General features: G+C 60.2%; 18 protein-coding genes and 8 pseudogenes. 10 read left to right on the top strand and 16 right to left on the bottom strand.

Annotated features, from left to right (window positions below; all coding sequences use genetic code 11):
• The first annotated feature begins 38 nt into the window (after positions 1 to 38).
• Positions 39 to 1,016: a site-specific integrase gene (locus M3A49_RS38890; RefSeq protein ID WP_266233552.1), complete on the top strand. Its 978-nt coding sequence runs from the start codon at positions 39 to 41 to the stop codon at positions 1,014 to 1,016.
• 66 nt (positions 1,017 to 1,082) lie between these two features.
• On the opposite strand, the gene tnpC is transcribed toward M3A49_RS38890, so the two are convergent.
• A complete protein-coding gene (gene tnpC, locus M3A49_RS38885) occupies positions 1,083 to 1,454 on the bottom strand; it encodes a Tn3 family transposase post-transcriptional regulator TnpC (protein ID WP_266233551.1) in 372 nt (123 codons plus the stop codon).
• A 6-nt stretch (positions 1,455 to 1,460) separates the two neighbouring features.
• Positions 1,461 to 4,457: a Tn3 family transposase gene (locus M3A49_RS38880; RefSeq protein WP_266233550.1), complete on the bottom strand. Its 2,997-nt coding sequence runs from the start codon at positions 4,455 to 4,457 to the stop codon at positions 1,461 to 1,463.
• A 144-nt stretch (positions 4,458 to 4,601) separates the two neighbouring features.
• Between M3A49_RS38880 and M3A49_RS38875 the strand changes: the two are divergent.
• Both M3A49_RS38875 and M3A49_RS38870 read left to right on the top strand, forming a co-directional pair.
• Positions 4,602 to 5,012: pseudogene (locus M3A49_RS38875) on the top strand (IS5/IS1182 family transposase); the annotation flags it as partial.
• A 39-nt stretch (positions 5,013 to 5,051) separates the two neighbouring features.
• A pseudogene (locus tag M3A49_RS38870) lies at positions 5,052 to 5,490 on the top strand (IS6 family transposase); the annotation flags it as partial.
• A 122-nt stretch (positions 5,491 to 5,612) separates the two neighbouring features.
• Here the strand turns inward: M3A49_RS38870 and M3A49_RS38865 are convergent.
• Together M3A49_RS38865 and M3A49_RS38860 are read right to left on the bottom strand one after the other, a co-directional pair.
• The gene (locus tag M3A49_RS38865; RefSeq protein ID WP_133190591.1) at positions 5,613 to 5,993 is read right to left on the bottom strand and encodes a type II toxin-antitoxin system VapC family toxin; all 381 of its coding nucleotides are present in this window, start codon (positions 5,991 to 5,993) and stop codon (positions 5,613 to 5,615) included.
• On the bottom strand, positions 5,990 to 6,196 hold the full coding sequence (locus tag M3A49_RS38860) for a type II toxin-antitoxin system VapB family antitoxin (protein ID WP_133190593.1): 207 nt from the start codon (positions 6,194 to 6,196) through the stop codon (positions 5,990 to 5,992). The genes M3A49_RS38865 and M3A49_RS38860 overlap by 4 nt, the downstream gene beginning before the upstream one ends.
• 267 nt (positions 6,197 to 6,463) lie before the next feature.
• Here M3A49_RS38860 and M3A49_RS38855 point away from each other — a divergent pair, with 267 nt between their 5' ends.
• Together M3A49_RS38855 and M3A49_RS38850 are read left to right on the top strand one after the other, a co-directional pair.
• Positions 6,464 to 7,879 carry an ISNCY family transposase gene (locus tag M3A49_RS38855; protein WP_266233562.1) on the top strand — a complete coding sequence of 472 codons (1,416 nt, stop codon included), beginning with the start codon at positions 6,464 to 6,466 and terminating at the stop codon, positions 7,877 to 7,879.
• Between the two features lie 357 nt (positions 7,880 to 8,236).
• Entirely contained in the window at positions 8,237 to 8,428 is a 192-nt protein-coding gene (locus M3A49_RS38850; RefSeq protein ID WP_133191109.1) for a hypothetical protein, read from the top strand.
• A gap of 78 nt (positions 8,429 to 8,506) precedes the next feature.
• Here the strand turns inward: M3A49_RS38850 and M3A49_RS38845 are convergent, their stop codons facing one another.
• Positions 8,507 to 8,692 carry an NAD(P)-binding domain-containing protein gene (locus M3A49_RS38845; protein ID WP_266233548.1) on the bottom strand — a complete coding sequence of 62 codons (186 nt, stop codon included), beginning with the start codon at positions 8,690 to 8,692 and terminating at the stop codon, positions 8,507 to 8,509.
• A gap of 12 nt (positions 8,693 to 8,704) precedes the next feature.
• Positions 8,705 to 9,169, bottom strand: coding sequence for a zinc-binding dehydrogenase (locus M3A49_RS38840; RefSeq protein WP_133191105.1), 465 nt, complete (start codon positions 9,167 to 9,169; stop codon positions 8,705 to 8,707).
• Positions 9,170 to 9,494: 325 nt separating this feature from the next.
• Between M3A49_RS38840 and M3A49_RS38835 the strand changes: the two are divergent.
• Positions 9,495 to 9,945: pseudogene (locus M3A49_RS38835) on the top strand (cupin).
• Positions 9,946 to 10,002: 57 nt separating this feature from the next.
• Positions 10,003 to 10,380: a DUF3564 family protein gene (locus M3A49_RS38830; protein ID WP_028208655.1), complete on the top strand. Its 378-nt coding sequence runs from the start codon at positions 10,003 to 10,005 to the stop codon at positions 10,378 to 10,380.
• A gap of 197 nt (positions 10,381 to 10,577) precedes the next feature.
• Here the strand turns inward: M3A49_RS38830 and M3A49_RS38820 are convergent, their stop codons facing one another.
• Positions 10,578 to 10,814: a hypothetical protein gene (locus tag M3A49_RS38820; RefSeq protein WP_165979590.1), complete on the bottom strand. Its 237-nt coding sequence runs from the start codon at positions 10,812 to 10,814 to the stop codon at positions 10,578 to 10,580.
• Between the two features lie 47 nt (positions 10,815 to 10,861).
• Between M3A49_RS38820 and M3A49_RS38815 the strand changes: the two genes are divergently transcribed.
• The gene (locus M3A49_RS38815; RefSeq protein WP_133191103.1) at positions 10,862 to 11,194 is read left to right on the top strand and encodes a hypothetical protein; all 333 of its coding nucleotides are present in this window, start codon (positions 10,862 to 10,864) and stop codon (positions 11,192 to 11,194) included.
• 140 nt (positions 11,195 to 11,334) lie between these two features.
• Here M3A49_RS38815 and M3A49_RS38810 read toward each other — a convergent pair.
• Positions 11,335 to 11,496, bottom strand: a pseudogene (locus tag M3A49_RS38810) (transposase); the annotation flags it as partial.
• An 833-nt stretch (positions 11,497 to 12,329) separates the two neighbouring features.
• Between M3A49_RS38810 and M3A49_RS38805 the strand changes: the two are divergent.
• Positions 12,330 to 13,838 carry an FAD/NAD(P)-binding protein gene (locus M3A49_RS38805; protein WP_266233546.1) on the top strand — a complete coding sequence of 503 codons (1,509 nt, stop codon included), beginning with the start codon at positions 12,330 to 12,332 and terminating at the stop codon, positions 13,836 to 13,838.
• A 142-nt stretch (positions 13,839 to 13,980) separates the two neighbouring features.
• On the opposite strand, the pseudogene M3A49_RS38800 reads toward M3A49_RS38805, so the two are convergent.
• Positions 13,981 to 14,322: pseudogene (locus M3A49_RS38800) on the bottom strand (IS5/IS1182 family transposase); the annotation flags it as partial.
• On the opposite strand from M3A49_RS38800, the gene M3A49_RS38795 reads away from it, so the two are divergent.
• A complete protein-coding gene (locus tag M3A49_RS38795; RefSeq protein ID WP_323183492.1) occupies positions 14,305 to 14,988 on the top strand; it encodes an IS6 family transposase in 684 nt (227 codons plus the stop codon). The pseudogene M3A49_RS38800 and the gene M3A49_RS38795 sit on opposite strands and share 18 nt — an antisense overlap.
• A 59-nt stretch (positions 14,989 to 15,047) precedes the next feature.
• On the opposite strand, the pseudogene M3A49_RS38790 reads toward M3A49_RS38795, so the two are convergent.
• The 7 genes and pseudogenes from M3A49_RS38790 to M3A49_RS38760 all read right to left on the bottom strand — a co-directional run.
• Positions 15,048 to 15,253, bottom strand: a pseudogene (locus M3A49_RS38790) (IS21 family transposase); the annotation flags it as partial.
• A 175-nt stretch (positions 15,254 to 15,428) separates the two neighbouring features.
• On the bottom strand, positions 15,429 to 17,195 hold the full coding sequence (locus M3A49_RS38785; RefSeq protein WP_266233545.1) for an ABC transporter ATP-binding protein/permease: 1,767 nt from the start codon (positions 17,193 to 17,195) through the stop codon (positions 15,429 to 15,431).
• Positions 17,196 to 17,211: 16 nt separating this feature from the next.
• A pseudogene (locus M3A49_RS38780) lies at positions 17,212 to 17,583 on the bottom strand (metallopeptidase TldD-related protein); the annotation flags it as partial.
• A 164-nt stretch (positions 17,584 to 17,747) separates the two neighbouring features.
• Positions 17,748 to 18,131 carry a transposase gene (locus M3A49_RS38775; protein ID WP_246089448.1) on the bottom strand — a complete coding sequence of 128 codons (384 nt, stop codon included), beginning with the start codon at positions 18,129 to 18,131 and terminating at the stop codon, positions 17,748 to 17,750.
• A gap of 32 nt (positions 18,132 to 18,163) precedes the next feature.
• Positions 18,164 to 18,751 carry a hypothetical protein gene (locus tag M3A49_RS38770; protein ID WP_254358608.1) on the bottom strand — a complete coding sequence of 196 codons (588 nt, stop codon included), beginning with the start codon at positions 18,749 to 18,751 and terminating at the stop codon, positions 18,164 to 18,166.
• A 902-nt stretch (positions 18,752 to 19,653) separates the two neighbouring features.
• Positions 19,654 to 20,019: pseudogene (locus tag M3A49_RS38765) on the bottom strand (ATP-binding protein); the annotation flags it as partial.
• A 62-nt stretch (positions 20,020 to 20,081) separates the two neighbouring features.
• On the bottom strand, positions 20,082 to 20,316 hold a 235-nt coding region (locus M3A49_RS38760; protein ID WP_133190276.1), incomplete at its 5' end, for an integrase core domain-containing protein.

The raw sequence follows: 20,316 nt of genomic DNA, 5'->3' as shown, positions 1-20,316 counted from the left end.
CGTCTCCGATACAGATCACCTGATTTTACCCACGAGCCATGTCTGCCATCGATCGCTACGTCGAAGCCGCGACGCGCGAAAACACCCGGCGCAGTTACCAGTCGGCACTCCGGCATTTCGAGGTTGAATGGGGTGGCTTTCTGCCCGCGAGCGCTGACATGATCGCGCGGTACCTTGCCGATCACGCAGAAACCCTGTCTATCAATACCCTGCGCTCGCGGCTGGCAGCGCTCGCGCAATGGCACCAGACGCAGGGTTTTCCGGATCCGACGAAAGCCCCGCATGTGCGCAAGGTCCTCAGAGGCATCGTCGCGCTGCATCCCGCAACCGAGAAGCGGGCGAAGCCCATGCAGCTCGCGCAGCTTGAAAAGCTCACGGCCTGGCTCGATGAGCAGATCGCCAGGGAAGCAGACGAGCGCGAGCGCCTCGCGTGCATTCGCAACCGGGCCCTGGTTCTGCTGGGCTTCTGGCGCGGCTTTCGCTCCGACGAACTCAGTCGGCTGCGGATCGAGCACGTAGCCGTTGAGGCGGGCCGCGGCATGACGCTGTACCTGCCGCGCACGAAAGGCGACCGCGCGCAGCTGGGCACGACCTTCAAGGCCCCGGCGCTTTCACGCCTGTGTCCGGTGACGGCTTACGAGGCGTGGATTGCGGCGTCCGGCCTGACGGAAGGGCCCGTGTTCCGGAGCATCGACCGCTGGGGAAACATCAGCGACGAGGGACTGCATGCGGGCAGCTTTGTGCCGCTGTTGCGTGCGCTCTTCCAGGCGGCGGGCCTGGCCGCGCCGGACAGCTACAGCAGCCATTCGCTACGGCGGGGTTTCGCAACGTGGGCCAACTCGAACGGCTGGGACCTGAAAATGCTGATGCAGTACGTTGGCTGGAAAGACGTGCGCTCTGCGATGCGCTACATCGACGCCGCCGATCCGTTCGCGCAGCATCGCATCGAATCGGCACTCGCAACGCCAGGCGCGGACGAGCAGGAATTACCGGTCAACGCATTGCCTGCGCCATAACCGCTGGATCGAGGCACACTCCACGTCCCCGTGACGGATACGTACCGGGAGAGATTCGCTGCAAGCTCAATCGCGATCCGGACCAGCCAGATCTTCATGGCGTAGCGCTTCGAGCGGGCACAGCACATCCCGGATCGATAAAAGCCCGGCGACATAGTGATCGATCTGGTCGAGCACGTCCTCGACCTGTTCGACAATCGACGCGTCCCGGGTTATTGCCGCGAAGTTCGCACCATTGACGAGTGCATGTGCCATACCATGCAGGTGAAGCAGATCGTCACGCAGGCCTTCCGGATCGTTAAGGCCCGTGCGCAGTTCGTCGAGCGTATCCACCGCATCGAGCACCCGCGTCGTGTCATAGTGCGCCTGCAGCGCTTCCAGTGCGGCGGCATCGACCTCACCGTACGGCGTGGTGGCTACCGCGGCTCTTGCACTCATCCTGTGTTACCTCAATTCGTCGTCAGGCCGGGACGCCCGGCCAAACAGGGCATCGGTGATCCAGCTTTCGGGCGGGCGTTCCAGATGCAGCCGGTAGCGCCCGAAGCGGCGAATGTTGTGGGTCGCATACGGGCTCACGAATTCAATGTCCTCGGCGCGGACCTTCTCGCCCGCGGCCACCATGTCGCGCAGGGCCCGCATCATGTCCACCGTGTTCTGCAGGATCACGGCCGATGCAATGAGGTCATTGTAGCGTAGCCGTTTTTGCTGCTCTTCCGGTTCATTCTCCGCGATCACATCACCGCCGAACGATAACCACTTCGCGAAGCCGTTGTACGACTCGATCTTGTTGGTGTTTGCCGTCACGTCCTGGCGCAGTTCCCGGCTACCGATCCATTCAAGCAGAAAGACCGTCCGTACGACGTTGCCGAGTTCGCGTGCAGCGAGATACAGACGGTTCTTGCGGCTCTCGGACCCAAGGCGGCGCAGCAGCAGCGGCGAAGAGATGGTGCCAGCCTGGATCGACAGCGCCACCTGCATGAGCTCCTGCCAGTGCCGCTCGATCAGCACCCAGTCGATGGTCGCCGTGAAGAGCTTGTCGATGTGACGGTACTTCGCATCGCTGTCCGGGCGGTACAACACGAGGTCTTTCCAGTTGCGGATTCTGGGCATCAGCTTGATGCCGAGCAGGTGGGTGAACGCGAACACGGCGGCCGATTGTCCCTGCGTATCCGCATGCACGGTGTCGGCCTTGACGGACAGGCCCGCCTTGAGGAGTCCTTCGATTACATAGATCGCTTCCCAGACACCGGGCGGGATGAAATGCCGGAACACCGCGATGTAGTTGTCGGCAACATGCCTGTATGCGACCGCACCCATTTTCCGGTAGCGGAAGTGATAGCCGGCCAGCAGGTTGTTGTCGTAGAAGTCGTACTGCGTGCCGTCGGCAGCGACTGTTTTGCCGTCACCCCAGTGTTTCGGCAGATCGAGCCGCAGGTACAGTTCAATCAACTCGCGCTGCGCGGCCTCGAGCTTGTCCAGACTCATGTGCCGACGGTTCACGAACGACAGCATGTGCGCCGTCACGTCGGTATCGAGATGGCGTGCCGCCTGGGTCGGGCCCAGGTTGCAGCCCATCGCGAAAATCGTCAGTAAATACCGCTCGGCTGCCTTGCGTATCTGCGGATCGATCCCGGACAACGGTCCGAAGTGCCGGGTAAAATGCGTCCAGTGCTCGATGTTCGCGAGAATGTCGAGCACATTGCGGGTCGGCAGACGCGCATTGATCCGCTCCTGCAGGGCGATCGCACTGGCCGGAATTTCCCTGGCAATGGTCTTGCGCAGGATCGGCTCGCCTTTCTGGTCGATCGTGACATGTTCGCGCTTGCGCGGATACTCGTCGTCAAGCTTGCGCGCTGCGTCAGTCAACCACTGACGCAGTTGGGTAACGAATTCGCTGCCCGTTTCCGGCAGGCCGACTTTCGCGCAGTAGTCGGGCAATTGCTGCTCACACTGTCGCCACGGCAGCAGGTGGTCGCGATAGTCGGCGTAGGCATCGGACCCGGACACACACAGGTCGCCGACTCGCAGTTCCTCCGCCATGTACGAGAATACGCACAGCTCAAGATAGCGCCGGTTGGTCGGCGCCCCTTCACCGTGTGCGCGGCGCACAAGCTTGCGCCAGCGTGCCGCTGCGAAACTCAGGTCGACACTGGCGTCGATCCATTCGCGATGCAACGTTTCACTCTCCAGCACCACATCGAGTGCATCGAGGAGCGTCCGCACCTGACTCGTCGAGTCCCATTGAAGCGCACGGGCGAGACGCATGAGGACCGAACGGTGTGCCCGGAAATGCTTCCAGAGCAGCGGCAGGTAATTGCGGCCGCTGAATGCACGGATCTCGGCACAGCTTTCGCGCAGCGGTTCGAGGTCGCCTTTCGGTGCAAGCCATTGTCGTATGGACTGGGCGATCGTCTTCTCGTCGGCCTCGTCAGCGAGGATGTCGACGACGCCGTCGAGCAGGACCACGAGGTCCTCGACCTTCTCACGCTGCCTGCGCTGAACGATCTCAAGTTCGTCGCTCGCGCGCTTATGGATCGCACCCATACGTCGCACGAACATGTCGGCGAGATCGTCGCGGGCGCGCACACGCATGCGATTTAGCAGCGCCACGATCAGTGTGTAGCGTTTGTCGGGAAGGGTGTCTTTCCTGAGGGCGGACGCGTCGAGCGCCATCGCCTGCATGGCCAGTGAGCGCAGCTTTGATGCCGGGACGCCGGCGAGTGCGATGGTGAAGTCGCCGATTTCGTCGAGCCAGGTGATCTGGTCAATCAACAGGTCCAGGTGCTGCCGGGATGGGCGCCTGGCGTGGCGTTTGATGCGGTTGTAGGCGCTCTGCCGGCTCGACAGGTCGCGGGCCAGCAAGCGGTCGAGATCACGCCTTTGTTCATCGGTCAGGCGTCCTGCGACCCGCCTGAAAAGCCGCGCCTGGGTCTTCGCAAGGATCTGCTCGGCAATCCGGTCCAGCGTCGAGAACGCCGGCAGTTCGATGTCCTGCGCGATCAGGTCGTCGATCGTGGCGTTGATGATGTCAACCGGCTGGTCCATGGACAGTGACGCAGTATGTGCGGCGCGCGTCGCAATCGTGCCCGCGTCGGTGCCGTAGTACGGCTTGACACCGAGGTACTCGCGCACCGCAGCGTAATGCCGGAACAGCGTCGGCGATGCCTGCGTGTCGTAACCGAAGCGTACTGCGAGTCCGATGTTTGCCGCCGCGCGCACGTGCTCGACGACGGCCGGCGGAATGCTGTCGAGCGACGGGAAATGATGCATCTGCTGGAAGACTTTCAGGAGCACCAGCAGGCCCAGCCGGGGGCGGTCGCCCCGGGATGACCGCCGCGCCCATTCCAGCTCATCGGGCAGGGGCGTGTAGCAGGCTTGCAGGTCCCGCGTGGCAAGGACCTTGGGAAAGTGCGGATACGCGGTGCGTTCGATGGTGGCCATGCGAGTCGTCCTGATCGCAGCGGGCCGCTCAGATTAGCCGAAGAAAACTCGATCGTTACCAGGTCAGTTCGAAATGATTCGGCGGGTTTTTATAACCAAAAAGCTTATGATAGGAATTTGCTTACCTTGTCGCTACCCCGGATGCGCTCGATGCCAGGCAATCCGTACGATGGGCACACGCTGGCCGAAGCGCTAGAACAGGCAGCAATCCTGTGCGACGCCACGCCGGAGGTCGCTATCGTCGACCGTGGCTACAAGGGTGTCGCCGTCGATGGTGTGAAGATCTACCACCCGGGCTTGCGGCGGGGCATCACACGCGGACTACGCGCGATGATCAGACGGCGCAGCGCGATCGAGCCAGCCATCGGTCACATGAAGACAGACGGAAAACTCGATCGCAACTGGCTCAAGGGTGCGCTCGGCGACGCGATGCACGCGGTGCTGTGTGGCGCAGGCCACAATCTTCGAATGATCCTCAGGAAGCTGCGGCTTCTTTGTGCCTTCATTCTGGTGGCCTTGCTCAACCGCCGCGTTGCTGGCCTTCAATCACCGTAACACCGGTTGTCGGCAAAACGAATTGTTCAGGACGGACCACTTAAGGTCAATGGCCAATGGAAATACCTGTATCGCGCCGTCGACAAGGCTGGCAACACCATCGACTTCCTGCTGCGGGCCCATCGAGATAAGACTGCGGCGCGGCGATATTTCGAAAAATCGATCGCCCGCAATGGCGAACCCGCGACGGTGACTATCGACAAAAGCGGCGCGAATCTGGCCGCACTTGAAGCCATCAACGCAGACCGCGAAACCCCGATCAGGATCCGGCAGAACAAATACCTGAACAACGTCGTGGAACAGGACCATCGAGCGATCAAACGGATCATCAGACCGATGGATGGGCTTCAAGGATTTTCGGTGTGCGCGCATCATTCTCTCTGGTATTGAGGTGATGCATATGATTCGCAAGGGGCAGATGAAAAACGAGGGCGATGACCGAACGGCAGCCGCTCAGTTCCATTCGCTGGTGACATAAGCAATCCGATATATATGGGAACATGCTCGGCCTGCCATCCTTATCGCGACAGAACCGCTAGTGATGCTGAGGCCGTTCCGCGGCGATAGTGTTCATCCGGACGGTAGTGCCGGGTGACGCGTCTAGTGGATGTCATGCATGCACGCGATGCCAAGTTCAGCGGCGAGCTGAGCGAGGCGCTTGTCCAGGGTCCAGATCGATGCACCGGGAGTCATCAAGGTTGACGCAAGCAACGTAAGATCGCTGCTGCCACAGCCTCGACCGTAAAATTGTCTCGCCTCGATCAACTCCATCACCTCGGTCCAAGTCGCGTGCGTTGCATGTTGCAGCAGCCCGATGTCGTGGAGCGTCCGGGCGCGAGGTGCTGGCGGAGTGCCACAGGCGAGTTCAACAAGCACGACTGGATGTGTCAGCGCTTGGTCGCTCGTGATCAGTTGAACAAGCCTCGTGTTGGCGCGACGGAAATGATCAACCCAGACGGATGTGTCGATGAGGACGCTCATTGGTTCGCAGGCTCGGATCGGCGCCGCGGGATGTCGGGCATATCGGGTGCGGCACCACCCAGGGCTGCCAGCCGCTTGCCAGCCTGCACGCGAATAAACGTCTGCATTGCCACCCGGAACAGGTCTGCCTTGTCCATGTCAGGATCGGCAAGCTCAAGCGCGCGCTGGTAAAGGCTGTCGTCGATGGTAACGGTGGTTCGCATTTGACCTCCGGTTTGATGCTACTCTGCATCAATTGTAGCATCAATAAAGTGGGAGGCGCGCCGACATGCTGTCCGGTCAGGCCAAGGGATCCGCAGTGAATGGTCATGGGCGTACCTGATCGCCCACCAGATTTAACATAATATAATTTATCGTAGTTTTAGGTGTAGGTCCAAAGTTCAAATGTCGCGTTTCCGCTAAATAGAAATGTCGGGTTTCAAGGACCAGCGGCGCGCATGCTGGACGCTCCTTTTGTCGGAGCGCCCGAGATGAACGCCACGGGGATGATCACCATGACGATGCGGGAACTGGATCGGCTGAAGGTCATCCAGGCGATTGTCGAGATGGGCCTGAAGCCGGGCCGCGGGGCTGAGCGATTGGGTTTGACGGTTCGGCAAGTCGAACGGCTGGTGATCCGGTACCGGGAGTCTGGCGCGGCGGGTCTGGTATCGCACAAACGTGGCCGTCCAGGCAATCATCAATTGCCTGCTGGCAAAGCAGAACGTGCGACCGCACTCATCCGGGATCGCTACCGGGACTTCGGGCCAACACTGGCGTGCGAGAAGCTGCGCGAATGCCACGGCATCGAGATGTCGGTCGAGACGGTGCGTATGATGATGACCGCTGCGGGGTTATGGATTCCCCGCGCGCAGCGCCCGCCCAAGGTCTATCAGCCACGCGCACGGCGCGCGTGCCTGGGCGAGCAGGTGCAGATCGACGGCAGCGACCATCGCTGGTTCGAGGAGCGGGCGCCGGCCTGCACGCTGCTGGTGTATGTCGACGATGCGACGAGCCGCCTGATGATGCTGCATTTCACGGCCACGGAATCGACCTTCAGCTACTTCGAGGCGACGCGCGCATATATCGAACGCCACGGCAAGCCTGGCGCGTTCTACAGCGACAAGGCGAGCGTGTTCTATGTGAAGAAGCGTTCGGAGACCGCAGGCAAAGGTGTCACGCAGTTCGGCCGCGCCATGTACGAGCTCAATATCGGCACCTTCTGCGCGAACTCGAGCCCCGCCAAGGGGCGCGTCGAGCGGGCGCACCTCACGCTGCAGGATCGCCTCGTCAAGGAGCTGCGGCTGCGCGGCATCAGCACCATCGAGGCTGCCAACGCCTATGCGCCCGCCTTCATGGCCGCCTATAACGCGCGCTTTGCGAAGCCGCCACGCAGCGCTTTCGATGCGCACCGGCCGCTGCGCACCGACGAGGATCTCGACGCGATCCTGACCTGGCGGGTCCTGCGCAAGGTCTCGGATTCACTCACGCTGCTCAACGATCGCGTGATCTGGCTGCTGGACGATACGCCGGCTAACCGCAAGCTGATTCACCGCTACATCGAGGTGTGGGAGTATCCCGACGGACGCCTCGAGATCCGCGCCGACGGGGTGGTGCTGCCCTGTGTGCCGTACGACAAGCTCGCAGAGATCAACCAGGGCGCGGTGGTGGAGCACAAGCGTCTCGGTCATGCGCTGCAGGTCGCCCAGGCGATCCAGGCGCAGCGCGACAACCGCCGCGTATCGGGCTCGCCATCCCGCACGAATCGCGGCGCTGCGGTACGCAAACCGAAGCCGTTGCCCGGCACGCGCAAGCAGCGCGAAGTGACGCTCGAGGACTTGAATGCGGCGGTAATGGGGACTCACCGGAACCCGGGCAGGCTCGGTGCTAAAAGCCCCCTCAAATAGAGAGATAAGAGCGCCAACACCGCCCTCACCCGAACCCCCAAACCAACCAAAACCCGACATTTCTATTTAGCTGGCACCACGACATTTGAACTTGGCGGGGACATTAAATGGGGTACGACGCTGTAATAAACCCGTCTGCCCGTGCAGGTCCGCGCTCTCCGACAATAGCCGATGGGCGCTATGCTCCGACACGGGAGTGAAACTTCGGCTTCAGCGATGAGCAGTTCCCGGGCGGCGCGTCGAAGGCAGACAGGCACCGCGCCGTGCGGTCTCTGGCAGGCAATCGGCACGCCAGAGACTTCCGCATCACGGGCAGCCTTGCGCATTTTTCTTTATAACCTCGCAGCACATCAAGCCATGGAAATCCGCGTCAGCTACGAACACAGTCTCGCCTCGGCGCCGAAAGAATTTTTCGTTCACGTGCCGTCTCGGGTCATCGCCGATGTACCGGTGAATGTGCCGCGCGCGCTGCTGCCGGAATTCATCACGAACCTGATCGCTGAGCGCTCACCCTCGATCGGCAAAATTCGGAATCTGAAGATCCTTTGAAACGAAAGACCGTCCGGCTGACACTCGACCAGACGCAGCCAGGGCTGCCGCTGAAGCCCGTCTCCGAGCGCGGCGGCCTCAGCTACGTTGCCGGCGCGGCCGCGACCCGCCGGCAACGACGCTGAAAAGGGTACGCGGGTCGCGCGAGTTGCTAACGATCACCTCGTGCCCCGCCTGCACCGCCAGGCGAGCGAGGCCACCGCCGATCAGGCCGGCGCCGATAAAACCGATTTTCATCACTGTGTCCAAAGCTTGGAATTGCATCCGTCCGAGCGCTCATCGCGTGAAGCCGGTCTTTCCCCGCGTGCGGCCGTCAATCATCTCGGCGATCGCCGCACGAGCCTCCGTCATCGGCACGACAGCGGCTTCTTCCGGCTTGATGTCGTTACGGATGATGAACTGCATCATGGCTTTCATCTCTTCGTGCGTGCCCATGATGGTGCCGCCTATGTCGATCTGCTCGACACAGATGCGCAGCAGATCGGTTTCCGCGGCATGCCCGGTCGTGACCCCGTGGATCACCACGACGCCGCCGCGTTTGACTGCCCCCAGGTTGTCCGCCCAGGTCATGGCGCCGATGTTGTCGACGAGTGCATCAGCGCGGCGCGGCAACTGATCGCCATGGCGGAATATCCGGTTGGCGCCGAGGCGCTCGGCGATCGCGGCACCCTCGTCATTGCGCGTCGTGGCCCGCACCTCGAAGCCAGCAGCACGACCCACCTGAATGAGCGCAGTCGACATGCCGCCCGAAGCGCCCTGCACCAGCAAGGACGGCGGACGCTGCGCTCATACTCTGCCGTTGACCGGGGCGCTCTCGCGAACTTTCACGTATCACATATGAGTCAATGAGCTACGAGGGCTGGCTCTCGCACGAACGGTGTACGTCAGCCAGAAGCCAGGCGTCGATGCGAGCCGGCCGATGGATAGCTTGACGCCGATCAAGTTCTGTCACAAATCGGGAAACCGGGCAACCACCACCGGGTGCCAAGCCAAATTCAGGATGCTGGAACGCGTCGTGCTTGCCAAACCCGGTGCCCCTTCTTCCATCGCACTCGGGAGACCTGTCATGCGTGGCGGACTCACCACTGGTTTTTCGCACGTCAAGCCGCGGGACACGTCATTCCCGCGCGGTGGGCTGCGCGATTTCTTTGTCTATCGTGATCTGGAAATCGTCAGGGTCACAAGGTGGTCGCGCAACTTTTTAGGGCAAATCTTGCGCCGAAGTTGGGCGCGGGCTGGCACCGGCATGAGGCAGATTTTCATATCATTAGCATGCTCAAAGACCGGGCGCGCTTCGTGTACGACGACAAGGAAACGCTCGTCGAAGCGGGCGATTGCGTGCATCAGGCGTCGTCCTCTTCGAACACGCGCCAGACATCGAGTACATCGAAATCGTGAGCCCTACCGAATTCAAATCGGTAGACGTGAAAGCGCCGCGCCGGCGCCCTGGTAACTATAAAGCGGCAGCAAGCGACACCCTGACGCATACACAAGCTTGCCGCCGCACGTACAGTTGATATGTCCGCCGACTGCTGTGGCGGGTCACGAAACCACGAACACGACCGGAGAAATTCATGCGAATCACGCTCCATCTCGGCACCTTCGACCGCCTTGACCCGAATGCCTATGCGATCCTTTGGCTCGACAACGACACCCACAAGTGGTCGCGCGAAGGTCATGCCGGCCTCCAATTTCCCGACTGGGGAAAGCTGCGGGTCGATGCGCGCGGCACGGTGGTGTGCGATCAGCATGATGCGCGCCCCCTGTTCATCCTCGACGGCCTCGCCATGGAAGCCCAAACTGGCCCGTTCGAGGGGGAATCAGGCGAGGCACTCTGGTGCTGCACTGAACGCGAAAGCGGATCAGGCGTTGCAGGGCACTGGCATGTGCAGTGCGTCGACAAGGACGCCGTGCTTGCCGAGCACAGCGTGTTCGCTGAGGACGAGGTCTGACCTCGGACGCGCCTTCGCCTGGTTGCATGCGAGTCTTCGGTGAATCCCCAAAAGCCCGTGTGAACGGGATCGGACTATTCCAGCTCCAGCGTGACGCGTCTGGTTAGCGCTTTGGATAAACGATGCCGACGTCCAAATCGACCAACTACTGCCGATGGCACGAACTGGTTTTTCGAGCGTCGTGCTCAACAACGGCCTCAACCCAGCGCAGGCTGCTCGCCGCGGCACGGGTTAGGTATCAAGCCCACTTCGCCGCCCTCCTCGCCCAGCCGCTCGAGCCTGAATTTGTAGACCCACTGTTGAACGGCGCAGATGCCAACAACATCTTTCCACGCAATAGCCGTCGTGACAATCAAACCTCGCAATCCTCGCGTGGTGAAAACGTCAAAGCCAAGCGGTCGCATTTTTGAAATGTATTTTTTGAGGGCCATCATAGGGCAACGAGCTTTGAATCAGGTTTGAAGCTAAATGGAGGCATATCATGGGCGGCGCGCTGGTTTGGGCAGCAATCCCTCACAACAGTGATGGGGTCGTGTTTCAGGTTCGCGTGATTCGCGGGCTTCAACGTTTTCATATCCCACGCCGGGCGCTTGAGGAGGCTTTCCACTTGGCACCTCATGCATCGGATGCAGGTCAACTCGAACTCTTTTATCAGCACATGACCCACATCCTGATGCGCGCCATGCGGAAACGTCCGATTGCGGGCGCAGACACCGCTGCACTTCAGACTGCCGATTTCACCACCGTCTTGGCAATAGAACAGGGCGCGACGCCGTACGTGGCGGAAATGCCACGGTATATGGCTTCAAACTGAAGGGTTTTTGATGAGAACGGTCGTTGGTGTGCGGGAAAGTCGAAGAGCGGGTCGAGACTGTGTGAAAACGCTCTTCGAGCGCTCGCGTCGAGCGATACAGCGTGCGATTGGAGCAATCGAAGCTCGCGATTTTTCATGGCTCACGCTCCGAGGATTTTGATCGCCCGCTTCATGTTATATGCCAGCACGTTCAGGCTCATCTCGGTTCGCACATTCTGAAGTGTCCTCGTCTAGAAATATGCGGCTCCCATCCTGAATTTCAGGGTTCAGAATGGATGCTCGACCGTCTGACATCGTAATCTTTCTTTCCGCATTCGGTATCGGGGGCGGAGGTGCTACAGGTTTGATGTTCAAAAAGATAAGTAGATCGAATATTTTCACTAAACACGTAAGCGTACGAATTAAGTTAAAATTCGACATATATTTATGTTAAATTATGCTCGAGCAAAGCCGCCTCTTGTGCCGCATGGTGGCTCCCGTCCGCCTGTGAGCTTCCCGTTCATGCCGGCCTTGCGTCTGTGTGTGCGATGCGGCCGCAGATTTGTCCGATGACGGATATTTTAGGCGCGGCGCGCGAAGGCTTCGCTACCCCCACGCGGGACGTTCGGCAGGGCTAGCTTTGTTAGGTTTGTAAGCCGGGCTGCCGGGCCGGCCCGACCGCGTTTTCCGTTTGCCCGTCGTCTGCCCAGACTAGCAAACTCTAAGTCCTCTTCAACTCCCCAATCGACACCAGAGGCGTAATCATCGCCAACCTGCTGAACCGGTGGAACGCCTTCGGCAAACCGGTTTGCGTCAAAAATGCATAGTCGCGTCCATAGCACGGGAACTCGTACCCATCCGGACAAAGCCAAGCGACTATGGTTCCTGACGGTCTTTGCAACTGTTCGATGTTGCTGTTCTTGTCGCGATGGGATCTCCCTACTGGATTTGGCGAAGCCATCGTCATACCAGTCGTTCGCTCACGTTCATTTGCGATGCGAATCAGTGTTATCCAAACAATCGATTTTGTAGCTTGAGGCGAGATACCGCATAGTCGCTTCCTGGACGCGCGGCACAGCTTCCGACTATCCGCGCCGGAAAGAGAACTTTCCTGACGTGCCCCGATGCAAGCGACGCTATCGGAGCGAATATCCATTTGAATGTCAAAATTAATTTTCTGCGGGAGCGGATACTAACAACCATCGGAGCCGTGGCAATGACTGTATCGATCGTGATAGTGGGTGCGGGCTTTTGCGGCACGATGACGGCCACATGGCTACTATCGGATCAGAGCGCAAAGCCCCTGTCGATCGCACTGGTCGATGACAGCTATAGCGTTGCGCGCGGTATTGCTTATCGGTCGGACGAAGAGGGCTGGCTCCTGAACGCCCCCGCACGGGCCCTCAGTGTTGAGCGGGACAACGGCAACGGCTTTGTTGATTATTGCCGACTGCGGGGCCGGTCTGCGGAACCCGATGATTTCCTGCCACGCGCCTGGTACGGTGATTATCTTGCGCATCTGCTAAAACAAGCCGGCGAAAATTCCGGGAGGCATCAGTTTTCTCAACACGACGGATACGCCGTCGCGCTGGTGCCGGCAGAGGATGGCCGAACGAAGGTTCACTTGCACACGGGTGTGGAGATTTTTGCCGATCAGATCATCCTTGCGACCGGGCACAGCGATGGCCGCGGCTCCATCACTGTACCAGTGACCGGTGGCGCTTCACTCGATCAGCGTTTACTCGCAAATCCCTGGGACGCAGTTAAACTGGGGGCCGTGCCGAATGACAGCCATTTCTTCATGTGTGGGTCTGGTCTGACGGCACTCGACGTTGTGTACGCGTTGCACCGGCGCAGCGAAAAGTTGCGCTTCACTCTTATGTCCCGCCGTGGTTTGTTGCCCCAACACCACTGCCAGTCACCCCCGAAACTTCAGCCACAAGCGCGGCGGGCGCTTCTCGATCAACTGACTGCCGGCCCTAGGCATTGCATCACCGTCGTACGCAAAGTCATTGCTGAACATCGCGCGAGGGGCGGTGACTGGCGTGAGGTGATCGACAGCCTGCGTCCTGTGGTACCGCAGATCTGGTCAAACTGGTCTGAGGCCGACCGGCGCGCTTTCGTGCGCCATATTGCGCCTTACTGGGACACACATCGTCACCGACAGCCAGCTTCCACGGCAGCGCTTGTCGCGTCACTCACGATGAGTGGGCGTCTCTCGCTTATGGGGGGGCGAATCGAGACAATCAGCGCACATGGCGACGGGCTGCTGCTGGCTATTCGCCCGCGCGAAGCAACGGGCTCGCGCGTTGTGCGCGCATCGTACTTCGTGAATTGCACCGGTGCCGGGATGGCTCCCGCTCATCCAGCTATAGCGTCAGATACAGGACCGCATGCAGATCGCTTACATCGGCCGATAGTACACGCGCGTGATTCCCTTTTTGATCAGTTACGGCGCGACGGGATTGCAAAATTTGACTGGGCGGGGTTGTGTGTTGATGAGTCTTACCGCGTGGTTCGAGTCAATGGCTGTAGCAATCCATCGCTCTTTTATATTGGCCCCGCGCTTAGAAGACGCTTTTGGGAGGCGACGGCGGTGCCCGAATTGCTAACGCATATCGAGCGGATGACGGAGATCATAAGGCGGCAGTTTTCTGCACGTTAAACGCGAGCGCGTTGCCTGACAGGGGCGTGGCTGCAAGCGCACCCTCTGGTTCTGGTTCCGATATCGACGCCTGTCTTGCGATGCAAGCGGCATTGTTGCAAAAATCAGGCGTAAAGACGACATGACCTCTGTGCTCTCAATCTCAGGCGATACGGACGGACTGCGGGCGAGCGAGGGCTCCCATGCGATTGAGTACACCCGCACGGATCGACACCTCGGTGGCTTGCGAGCCAGTCGCGCGCGCCCACATACTGGAGCCCGTGAGTACCTTGAGCCGGTACATCAAGGTCTCAGCGAGCGATCGCCGGTGGTAGCCGGTCGCCTGCTTCCATTCGCGCCTGCTGCTTCCTTCGATAGCGGCAATAGCTGCATTGCGCCAGGCGGCGCCAGGCGTGCGATCTGGCCACGGCTTCGCTCCCTCGCGCGGCGGAATCGACGGGCTCGCGCCACGCGCGGCGATCCGCGCGTGGCAAGGCCTGGTGTCGGGTACTTCCGGTTCCAACTCAGCCTGCGTGATATTGAAGAACTGCTGTTCGAGCGCGGTGTCATCGTCAGTTACGAGACGATCCGCCGCTGGTGCGACAAATTCGGCGCGGGCTTCGCACATCGCGTCAAAGCTGCTCGCCGCAAACCTGGCAGCACATGGCATCTTGACGAAGTCTTCGTTACGTTGCGCGGTGAGCCTTATCTGCTCTGGCGGGCAGTCGACCAGCACGGTGCCGAACTCGACATCCTGCTGCAGAAACGTCGCGACAAGGCCGCAGCAAAGCGCTTCTTCAAACGCGTGCTGGCCGCCTGTCCCGACGCGCCGCGAAGGATTGTCACCGATGAGTTGCGCAGCTATCAGGCCGCGAAGGCCGAAATTCCCGAACTGGCAAACATCAAACACGTATTCGTCAAAGCCAGTGCTCGGGTGAACAACCGCGCCGAAAATAGCCATCAACCCACGCGTGAGCGCGAACGCCGGATGCGTGGTTTCCGCGATCCTGATCGCACACAAGCGTTCTTATCGAGCTTCGGACCAATTCGCCAGCACTTCGCGCTCAAGCGACATTTACTGCGTGCATCACTCTATCGCAATCAGCTCGCCGCACGCTTTGCCGGGTGGCATCGCTTCACTGGGCTCACCCAAGATCCGTCCGATTTCTGAGCAAATGTACGTCCTGTGCGAACTTGCGTCTCGAATACCTTAACGTGACAACGCCCCTGCGGCTTGCGTTTGAGCGAGTCGATGAAGTGCCGGTAGTCGATGCCGCGACCGCGCCGTTTGCTTGTGTGTGTGTGACTCTCGCCGTGCTGTGCACGAGCGCGCCGGACAGATAGCAATCGAGCCGATCACTGTAGAGGCGTACCTTCAGACGATGACCGATCAGCCGCGACGGGGCGCTGTACAGGACGCAACGCACGGTAAACGTGCCGCGTGTCACGCGCGCCTCTTCCTCGGCCAAGCAACTCTGTGAACGCTGCTAGCGGCGTTTGGGAACACCAACAGTTGTTCCTGCGTATGCACGAGCCGTTCAACCTATTCATATTCGTCACAGTCATATCGATGGTTGATTCAGGACAACGAACGTCTTTCAAAAGCAGCGCTCAAAGGATGTCCGCGTCGCTCAGGCGCCCCACCTTTTCTCGGCTTTGGTCGACGGTGACCAAACGCACATTCCCATCCGGTTGCAGCTCCAGCACCAAGGTGTGATACGCGAGCAACGACGGTCGATGCCCGACACTCACGCAGGTCATGCCGCGCAGGGCGAGCACCCGGTACAGCCGCGCTTCCGTTGCCACGTCGACCGCACTCGTCGCTTCGTCCAGGCAAACGTAACGCGCCTGGGCAGCCAGTGCACGCGCGAAGCCTATCCGTTGCTGCTCGCCGAGTGACAGCACGCGCGACCAATCGATGACACTATCAAAGCCACCATGCCGGGCAGCAAGATCAGGCAGTGATACCTCGACCAGGAATGCCTGGAGTTCGCTGTCGGTGAACGCCCGGGTTGTCGCCGGATACAGGATCTGCTCGCGCAAGCTACCCAGTAGCATGTACGGCCGTTGTGGCAAGAACAGCACTTCATCGGAGTCCGGCATCGTAATCGTGCCGTTACCCGCGCGCCACAGCCCCGCCATCGCCCGCAACAATGAGCTTTTACCGACTCCGGTCTGCCCCATAATCAGCAGGTGCTCGCCAGCGAAAAGCGTCAGGCACAGGTCCCGCAACAGCGTGCGTTCCCGTCCGGGCGTCTCGACGGTGAGACGATCGAACCGGATGGATTGGCCACGACGAAGCGTGATCGTGTTGTCCCGACCAGCGCCTTCCCGCTCGACTGCCTGTACTTTCTCGACGATCTGCGCTAGCCGTACCACGTGAGGCGCCGCCGTTGCAAATGTGGGCACGAATCCTGTCAGTCGCTGGATCGCGCCCCGCAGCAGCTCTGCAGAAGCGACACCCTGAGTAATCGTTCCAAATGTAGTTTTTCCACTGAAATACAATGGCACGAGGGCCAGCACCAGCAATACGGTCCAGATCAAGCCGAGACCGGCCTCTGCGGCATTCATGACGAATTGATATTGCAAGGTCGCCACTGCGATACGAACCGCCCGTTGCAAGCGTTTCCCGATGCTCGTGCCCTCTGCCTGTTCGCCGCGATACAGAGCAATGGTTTCGGCGTAGTTCCGTACATGCAGGATGCCAAAGCGCAGATCGGCTTGCGCCACGGTCGATTCGAACTGCAGGCGAATAAACGGGCGGTACAGCCACCACGTAATGACCGTGGTCGCGGCACCATAGGCGAGCACACCGTAAAATAACGCTGGCGCAATCGATTTGAGGATCCAGCCCTGAACCGCCAATCCAGATCCCGCGTGTAGCAACACCCACGGCAACGTTACGGCCATGCTGCAGAACGGCCCGACTTCCTGCTGGATTCGCTGGTCAATATTATCGACATCGTTGTCCTGCTCGATACGAAAATACACACGGCCATTCAGATAACGCCGCACCAGGTCGCGTGTCAGCCACGCCCACCAGTGGAAAGTCAACCGACTCACCACGAAGTTGAAAAACAGGCTAACCACGCCGCCATTGATGACCAGGCCCACCAACGTAAAAAGGGTGAACAGGTGCCAGTAGGACACCGCGTGGCGCGATACCAGTGCATCGCTCATCTCTCTGGTGAGAAACGACAGCTTGGCACCGAGTGCAGTGTCCACGATCGAAAAGGCAGTACATGCGCCCAACACGAGCCATGAACGCCACGCGCGCGGGCGCGTCCAATACGGACGCGCCAATCGGAGGAAGCGCCGGACGAATCGGCCGTTGATGCTGTAGTCCTTCGGATCCTGAATCGTTGCGGTAGGCAGCATGGAAATTCCTCTGTATTCAGGCAACAACGCCGCCGACCGGTACGCGCAGGCCTTCGTTGCCGCAAACGCCGACGCCCGTGTCGAGCGACATGTCGTTGCCGATCATGCTCACGTACTTCACCGGTTCAGGACCGCTGCAAATCAGCGGCGCGCCCTTCACCGGGCCGGTGATCTTGCCGTTCCCGATCATGTACGCCTCGGACGCCGAGAGCACAAACTTACCGTTCGTGATGTCGACCTGGCCGCCGCCGGGATTCACCGCGTACAGGCCGTTCTTCACCGACTCGATAGTTTCCTGCCGATCCTGGTCGCCATTGAACATGTAGGTGTTGGTCATGCGCGGCATGGGAAGCGCCGCGTATGACTCGCGCCGCGCGTTCTCCGCCACAACGCCCGTCGCACATTCCCGGCCATGAACACGTGCAAGCCCGGCATTCGTCCTTCAACCTTAAAGAAGACGTCCCGGCCAATCCGTAGTATTCCTTTCCGTTCACACAGAAAATCTGTGACGGAATACTACGCATTCCAAAATAATTGAAGACGTTGTTGCTTTCATCCACTTTCAGTTTTCCCGCTTTGATCTTCCTGGAGAACTACCCGGTGTTCGGCGAAGTCGTTGTCGTACCGCGGCGTGATTACCGTTTTGTCCTTCCCGCCGAGCGCGACGTCTACACCGATCTCATTCTGGGGCGTGGCCGGCCTCAGTACGCGACCGTGCTGCGCCAGAGCCGCAACCACGACGTCCATCGTGCCCTTCTGCTGCCAGCGCCTGGAGTTATGCCGGACGGCAATGTGGGACGGGTAGCCGAGGTGCTGCGGCAGATGCACCCACCGGCATTTCTTGGTGAGCACATGCAGGATGGCGTTCAGCCCGCAGACTGGCGACGCGCGGACGGCAGGGCCACGTGTCTGCGGGCCGAAGAGCGACTCGACCACCACCCATTCGTCGCCAGTGAGCGGCTGCTAGATCAAACGTCGCTTACCGCTTCGTCGTTCGACCGTTGAGCGGTCTGGCCGTCCAGCACTTCTATCCGGAACGGGCCACGGACTCCCATTGAAAATTCGGCCGCCGCAGCCAGGGCGCGTTCGAGTCTGATTTCTGGCCGCATCGGCATTCCGGCGGTGGTATGTAGCGAGCCCAGCGCCACCTGTTCGCCGCTACCACAGGCATCGAAGTTCACGGCGTTTTCGCCAACCTGATAGTCGTCGCCAATCCGGAAAATGCGCCCCTCGTACCCGACCAGAAAAGTGCCAGCCGATTCCCGTTCGCTGTCCTTGCGTGCGAATCCACCTCGGGTAAAGCAAGCGCGTACCGCTTCAACGAACGTCGTGCACATGAAGACCAGCACATCCGTACCTTCAGGGCGCGGCGCGACGGTCAGATTATGGCCGAGAAGCTGCCCCATCCTGAAGGACGACGTGAAGCCGATCAGGAACGGCCCCACCCGATAAATCTTGGGGTCGGCGCGCGTGCTCATGGACCAACCATTTGCTCCAGCCGAATCGGCACCCATGCAGACCTTCCTGCCATCCGTCAGCGCCACAATGCAGGTCATGCCGCCTCCGTAGGTGTTGCCCGATAGAATGCGATGCGCCTGCCCTCGCACGGCCCAGCCGTAATCCAGTCGACTCCATGCACTCCGCCCATTGCCGTGCACAACTGCCTCGCGCGACGACTCTCAGTAAGCCACGCTCGACGAGCGCGATGTACGTTGGCGCGATCCATTCGAACGCGAGGTGGCGGCATTCCTCCTGCGTGTACGCAGTCCCCCGTGATCCGTCCAGACAAGGGTCGCAGGTCCGTTGCACGCGCAGGCTCCGCAACCGTGTGGGGCGCGCGCGCAAAAACGCCAGCTGAGACAGCAGCGCCGTGAGATTTGATTTCGTGTTCAGTCGTCATTCAATCCACCCGTAATGGTCCCGCGAAAAGCAAAAGCAAAACTTGAGCCAACACCGCCATGCGTCGATCGGTAAGGGTTCCAAGCGCGGCCGCAGTCGAACTCAATGCCCTGCGATGGTGTGAGTTTTGCGATATGAGGCGGTAAGCGCTCAACCAGATCGCAGCAGGTTTGCGCGGTGGCCGTCCGGTGAGCCTGTGCACGGGGTACGCGTACGACTGTAGGTCGCTGGCGCTGCGTGCGGCTACGACTCTGCCAACGGAGCCAGGTCATCTCGATGTGGTGTGATGTATTTCTTCCAATCGGGCCGACGGATGTAGGAGATGTGAGGTTCCGGACAAACTGTATCTGACGCCGTAGCTGGATGAGCGGGAGCCATCCCGGCACCTGTGCACCCGTTTTTGTCGTCTAATTGGTCGAACCTGAACAATTCAGAGAGCCTTGTGCGGCAGAGCTTTGAGGCCAAAATGGTGTTGTGAGATCTGCAGGAACCTCCCCGATGGGCAGTTCAAACTCCTCCACTTGTGGGCGGCTAAATTCCCCCAGGCAGGACGAGCGGATTATGCGTCGGATTCCTCAGTGACGGCAAGCCTGGCAGCGGCTTCACGGAGACGATAGCTCTTGCCTTCAAACTCGAGAAGTTTGGAGCGATGCAGCAGACGGTCAAGGATCGTCGAAGCCATGGTGCTGTCGCGAAGGTAGCGCCCCCAGTCCTGGACGACGCGGTTGGACGTGACGAGGATGCTGCGGCGTTGCTTGTAGCGTTGATGGACGAGGGTCTGCAGCAGTTCGGCCGCGGCATCGGGAATGCGTTTGGCGAGGAACAGATCGTCAAGCACGAGGAGTTCGGGCTCGACGAGGGCTTTGAGCAACCGGTCCTGATCGGCACGCGTTTCCACGGCATAGCCGGCGAACACGGTGTCGGACAGAGGTGGCACCGCTTGTTCGGACAAGGTCCCGAGATTTTTAAGTGGAACGTCCGGGGCGATCATGCTGCCGATTTGATCGCTGGCAGCGTCGCGAAGTATGCCTCATCGGGCGTCTGATCCGCCAGGCTCGAATGAGGACGTTTGCGGTTGTACAGCTCAATGTATTGGCCAATGGAGCGCCGGGCGTGGCTGACCGACTCGTAGGCTCTCAAATAAATCTCTTCGTACTTGATGCTGCGCCACACGCGCTCGACGAATACGTTGTCGCGCCAGGCGCCTTTGCCATCCATCGAC

Origin of the sequence: Paraburkholderia sp. CNPSo 3076 (assembly GCF_026343935.1) — a bacterium.
GTDB lineage: Bacteria > Pseudomonadota > Gammaproteobacteria > Burkholderiales > Burkholderiaceae > Paraburkholderia > Paraburkholderia nodosa.
This window is presented reverse-complemented; position numbering and strand designations above follow the sequence as displayed.

Coding starts and splice junctions, on each gene's coding strand:
- M3A49_RS38785 (WP_266233545.1), bottom strand. CDS start 17,195: ATGCTGCCTACCGCAACGATTCAGGATCCGAAGGACTACAGCATCAAC.
- M3A49_RS38855 (WP_266233562.1), top strand. CDS start 6,464: ATGAACGCCACGGGGATGATCACCATGACGATGCGGGAACTGGATCGG.
- M3A49_RS38830 (WP_028208655.1), top strand. CDS start 10,003: ATGCGAATCACGCTCCATCTCGGCACCTTCGACCGCCTTGACCCGAAT.
- M3A49_RS38840 (WP_133191105.1), bottom strand. CDS start 9,169: ATGTCGACTGCGCTCATTCAGGTGGGTCGTGCTGCTGGCTTCGAGGTG.
- tnpC (WP_266233551.1), bottom strand. CDS start 1,454: ATGAGTGCAAGAGCCGCGGTAGCCACCACGCCGTACGGTGAGGTCGAT.
- M3A49_RS38770 (WP_254358608.1), bottom strand. CDS start 18,751: ATGACCTGCATTGTGGCGCTGACGGATGGCAGGAAGGTCTGCATGGGT.
- M3A49_RS38850 (WP_133191109.1), top strand. CDS start 8,237: ATGGAAATCCGCGTCAGCTACGAACACAGTCTCGCCTCGGCGCCGAAA.
- M3A49_RS38815 (WP_133191103.1), top strand. CDS start 10,862: ATGGGCGGCGCGCTGGTTTGGGCAGCAATCCCTCACAACAGTGATGGG.
- M3A49_RS38880 (WP_266233550.1), bottom strand. CDS start 4,457: ATGGCCACCATCGAACGCACCGCGTATCCGCACTTTCCCAAGGTCCTT.
- M3A49_RS38890 (WP_266233552.1), top strand. CDS start 39: ATGTCTGCCATCGATCGCTACGTCGAAGCCGCGACGCGCGAAAACACC.
- M3A49_RS38860 (WP_133190593.1), bottom strand. CDS start 6,196: ATGCGAACCACCGTTACCATCGACGACAGCCTTTACCAGCGCGCGCTT.
- M3A49_RS38865 (WP_133190591.1), bottom strand. CDS start 5,993: ATGAGCGTCCTCATCGACACATCCGTCTGGGTTGATCATTTCCGTCGC.
- M3A49_RS38820 (WP_165979590.1), bottom strand. CDS start 10,814: ATGATGGCCCTCAAAAAATACATTTCAAAAATGCGACCGCTTGGCTTT.
- M3A49_RS38845 (WP_266233548.1), bottom strand. CDS start 8,692: ATGCAATTCCAAGCTTTGGACACAGTGATGAAAATCGGTTTTATCGGC.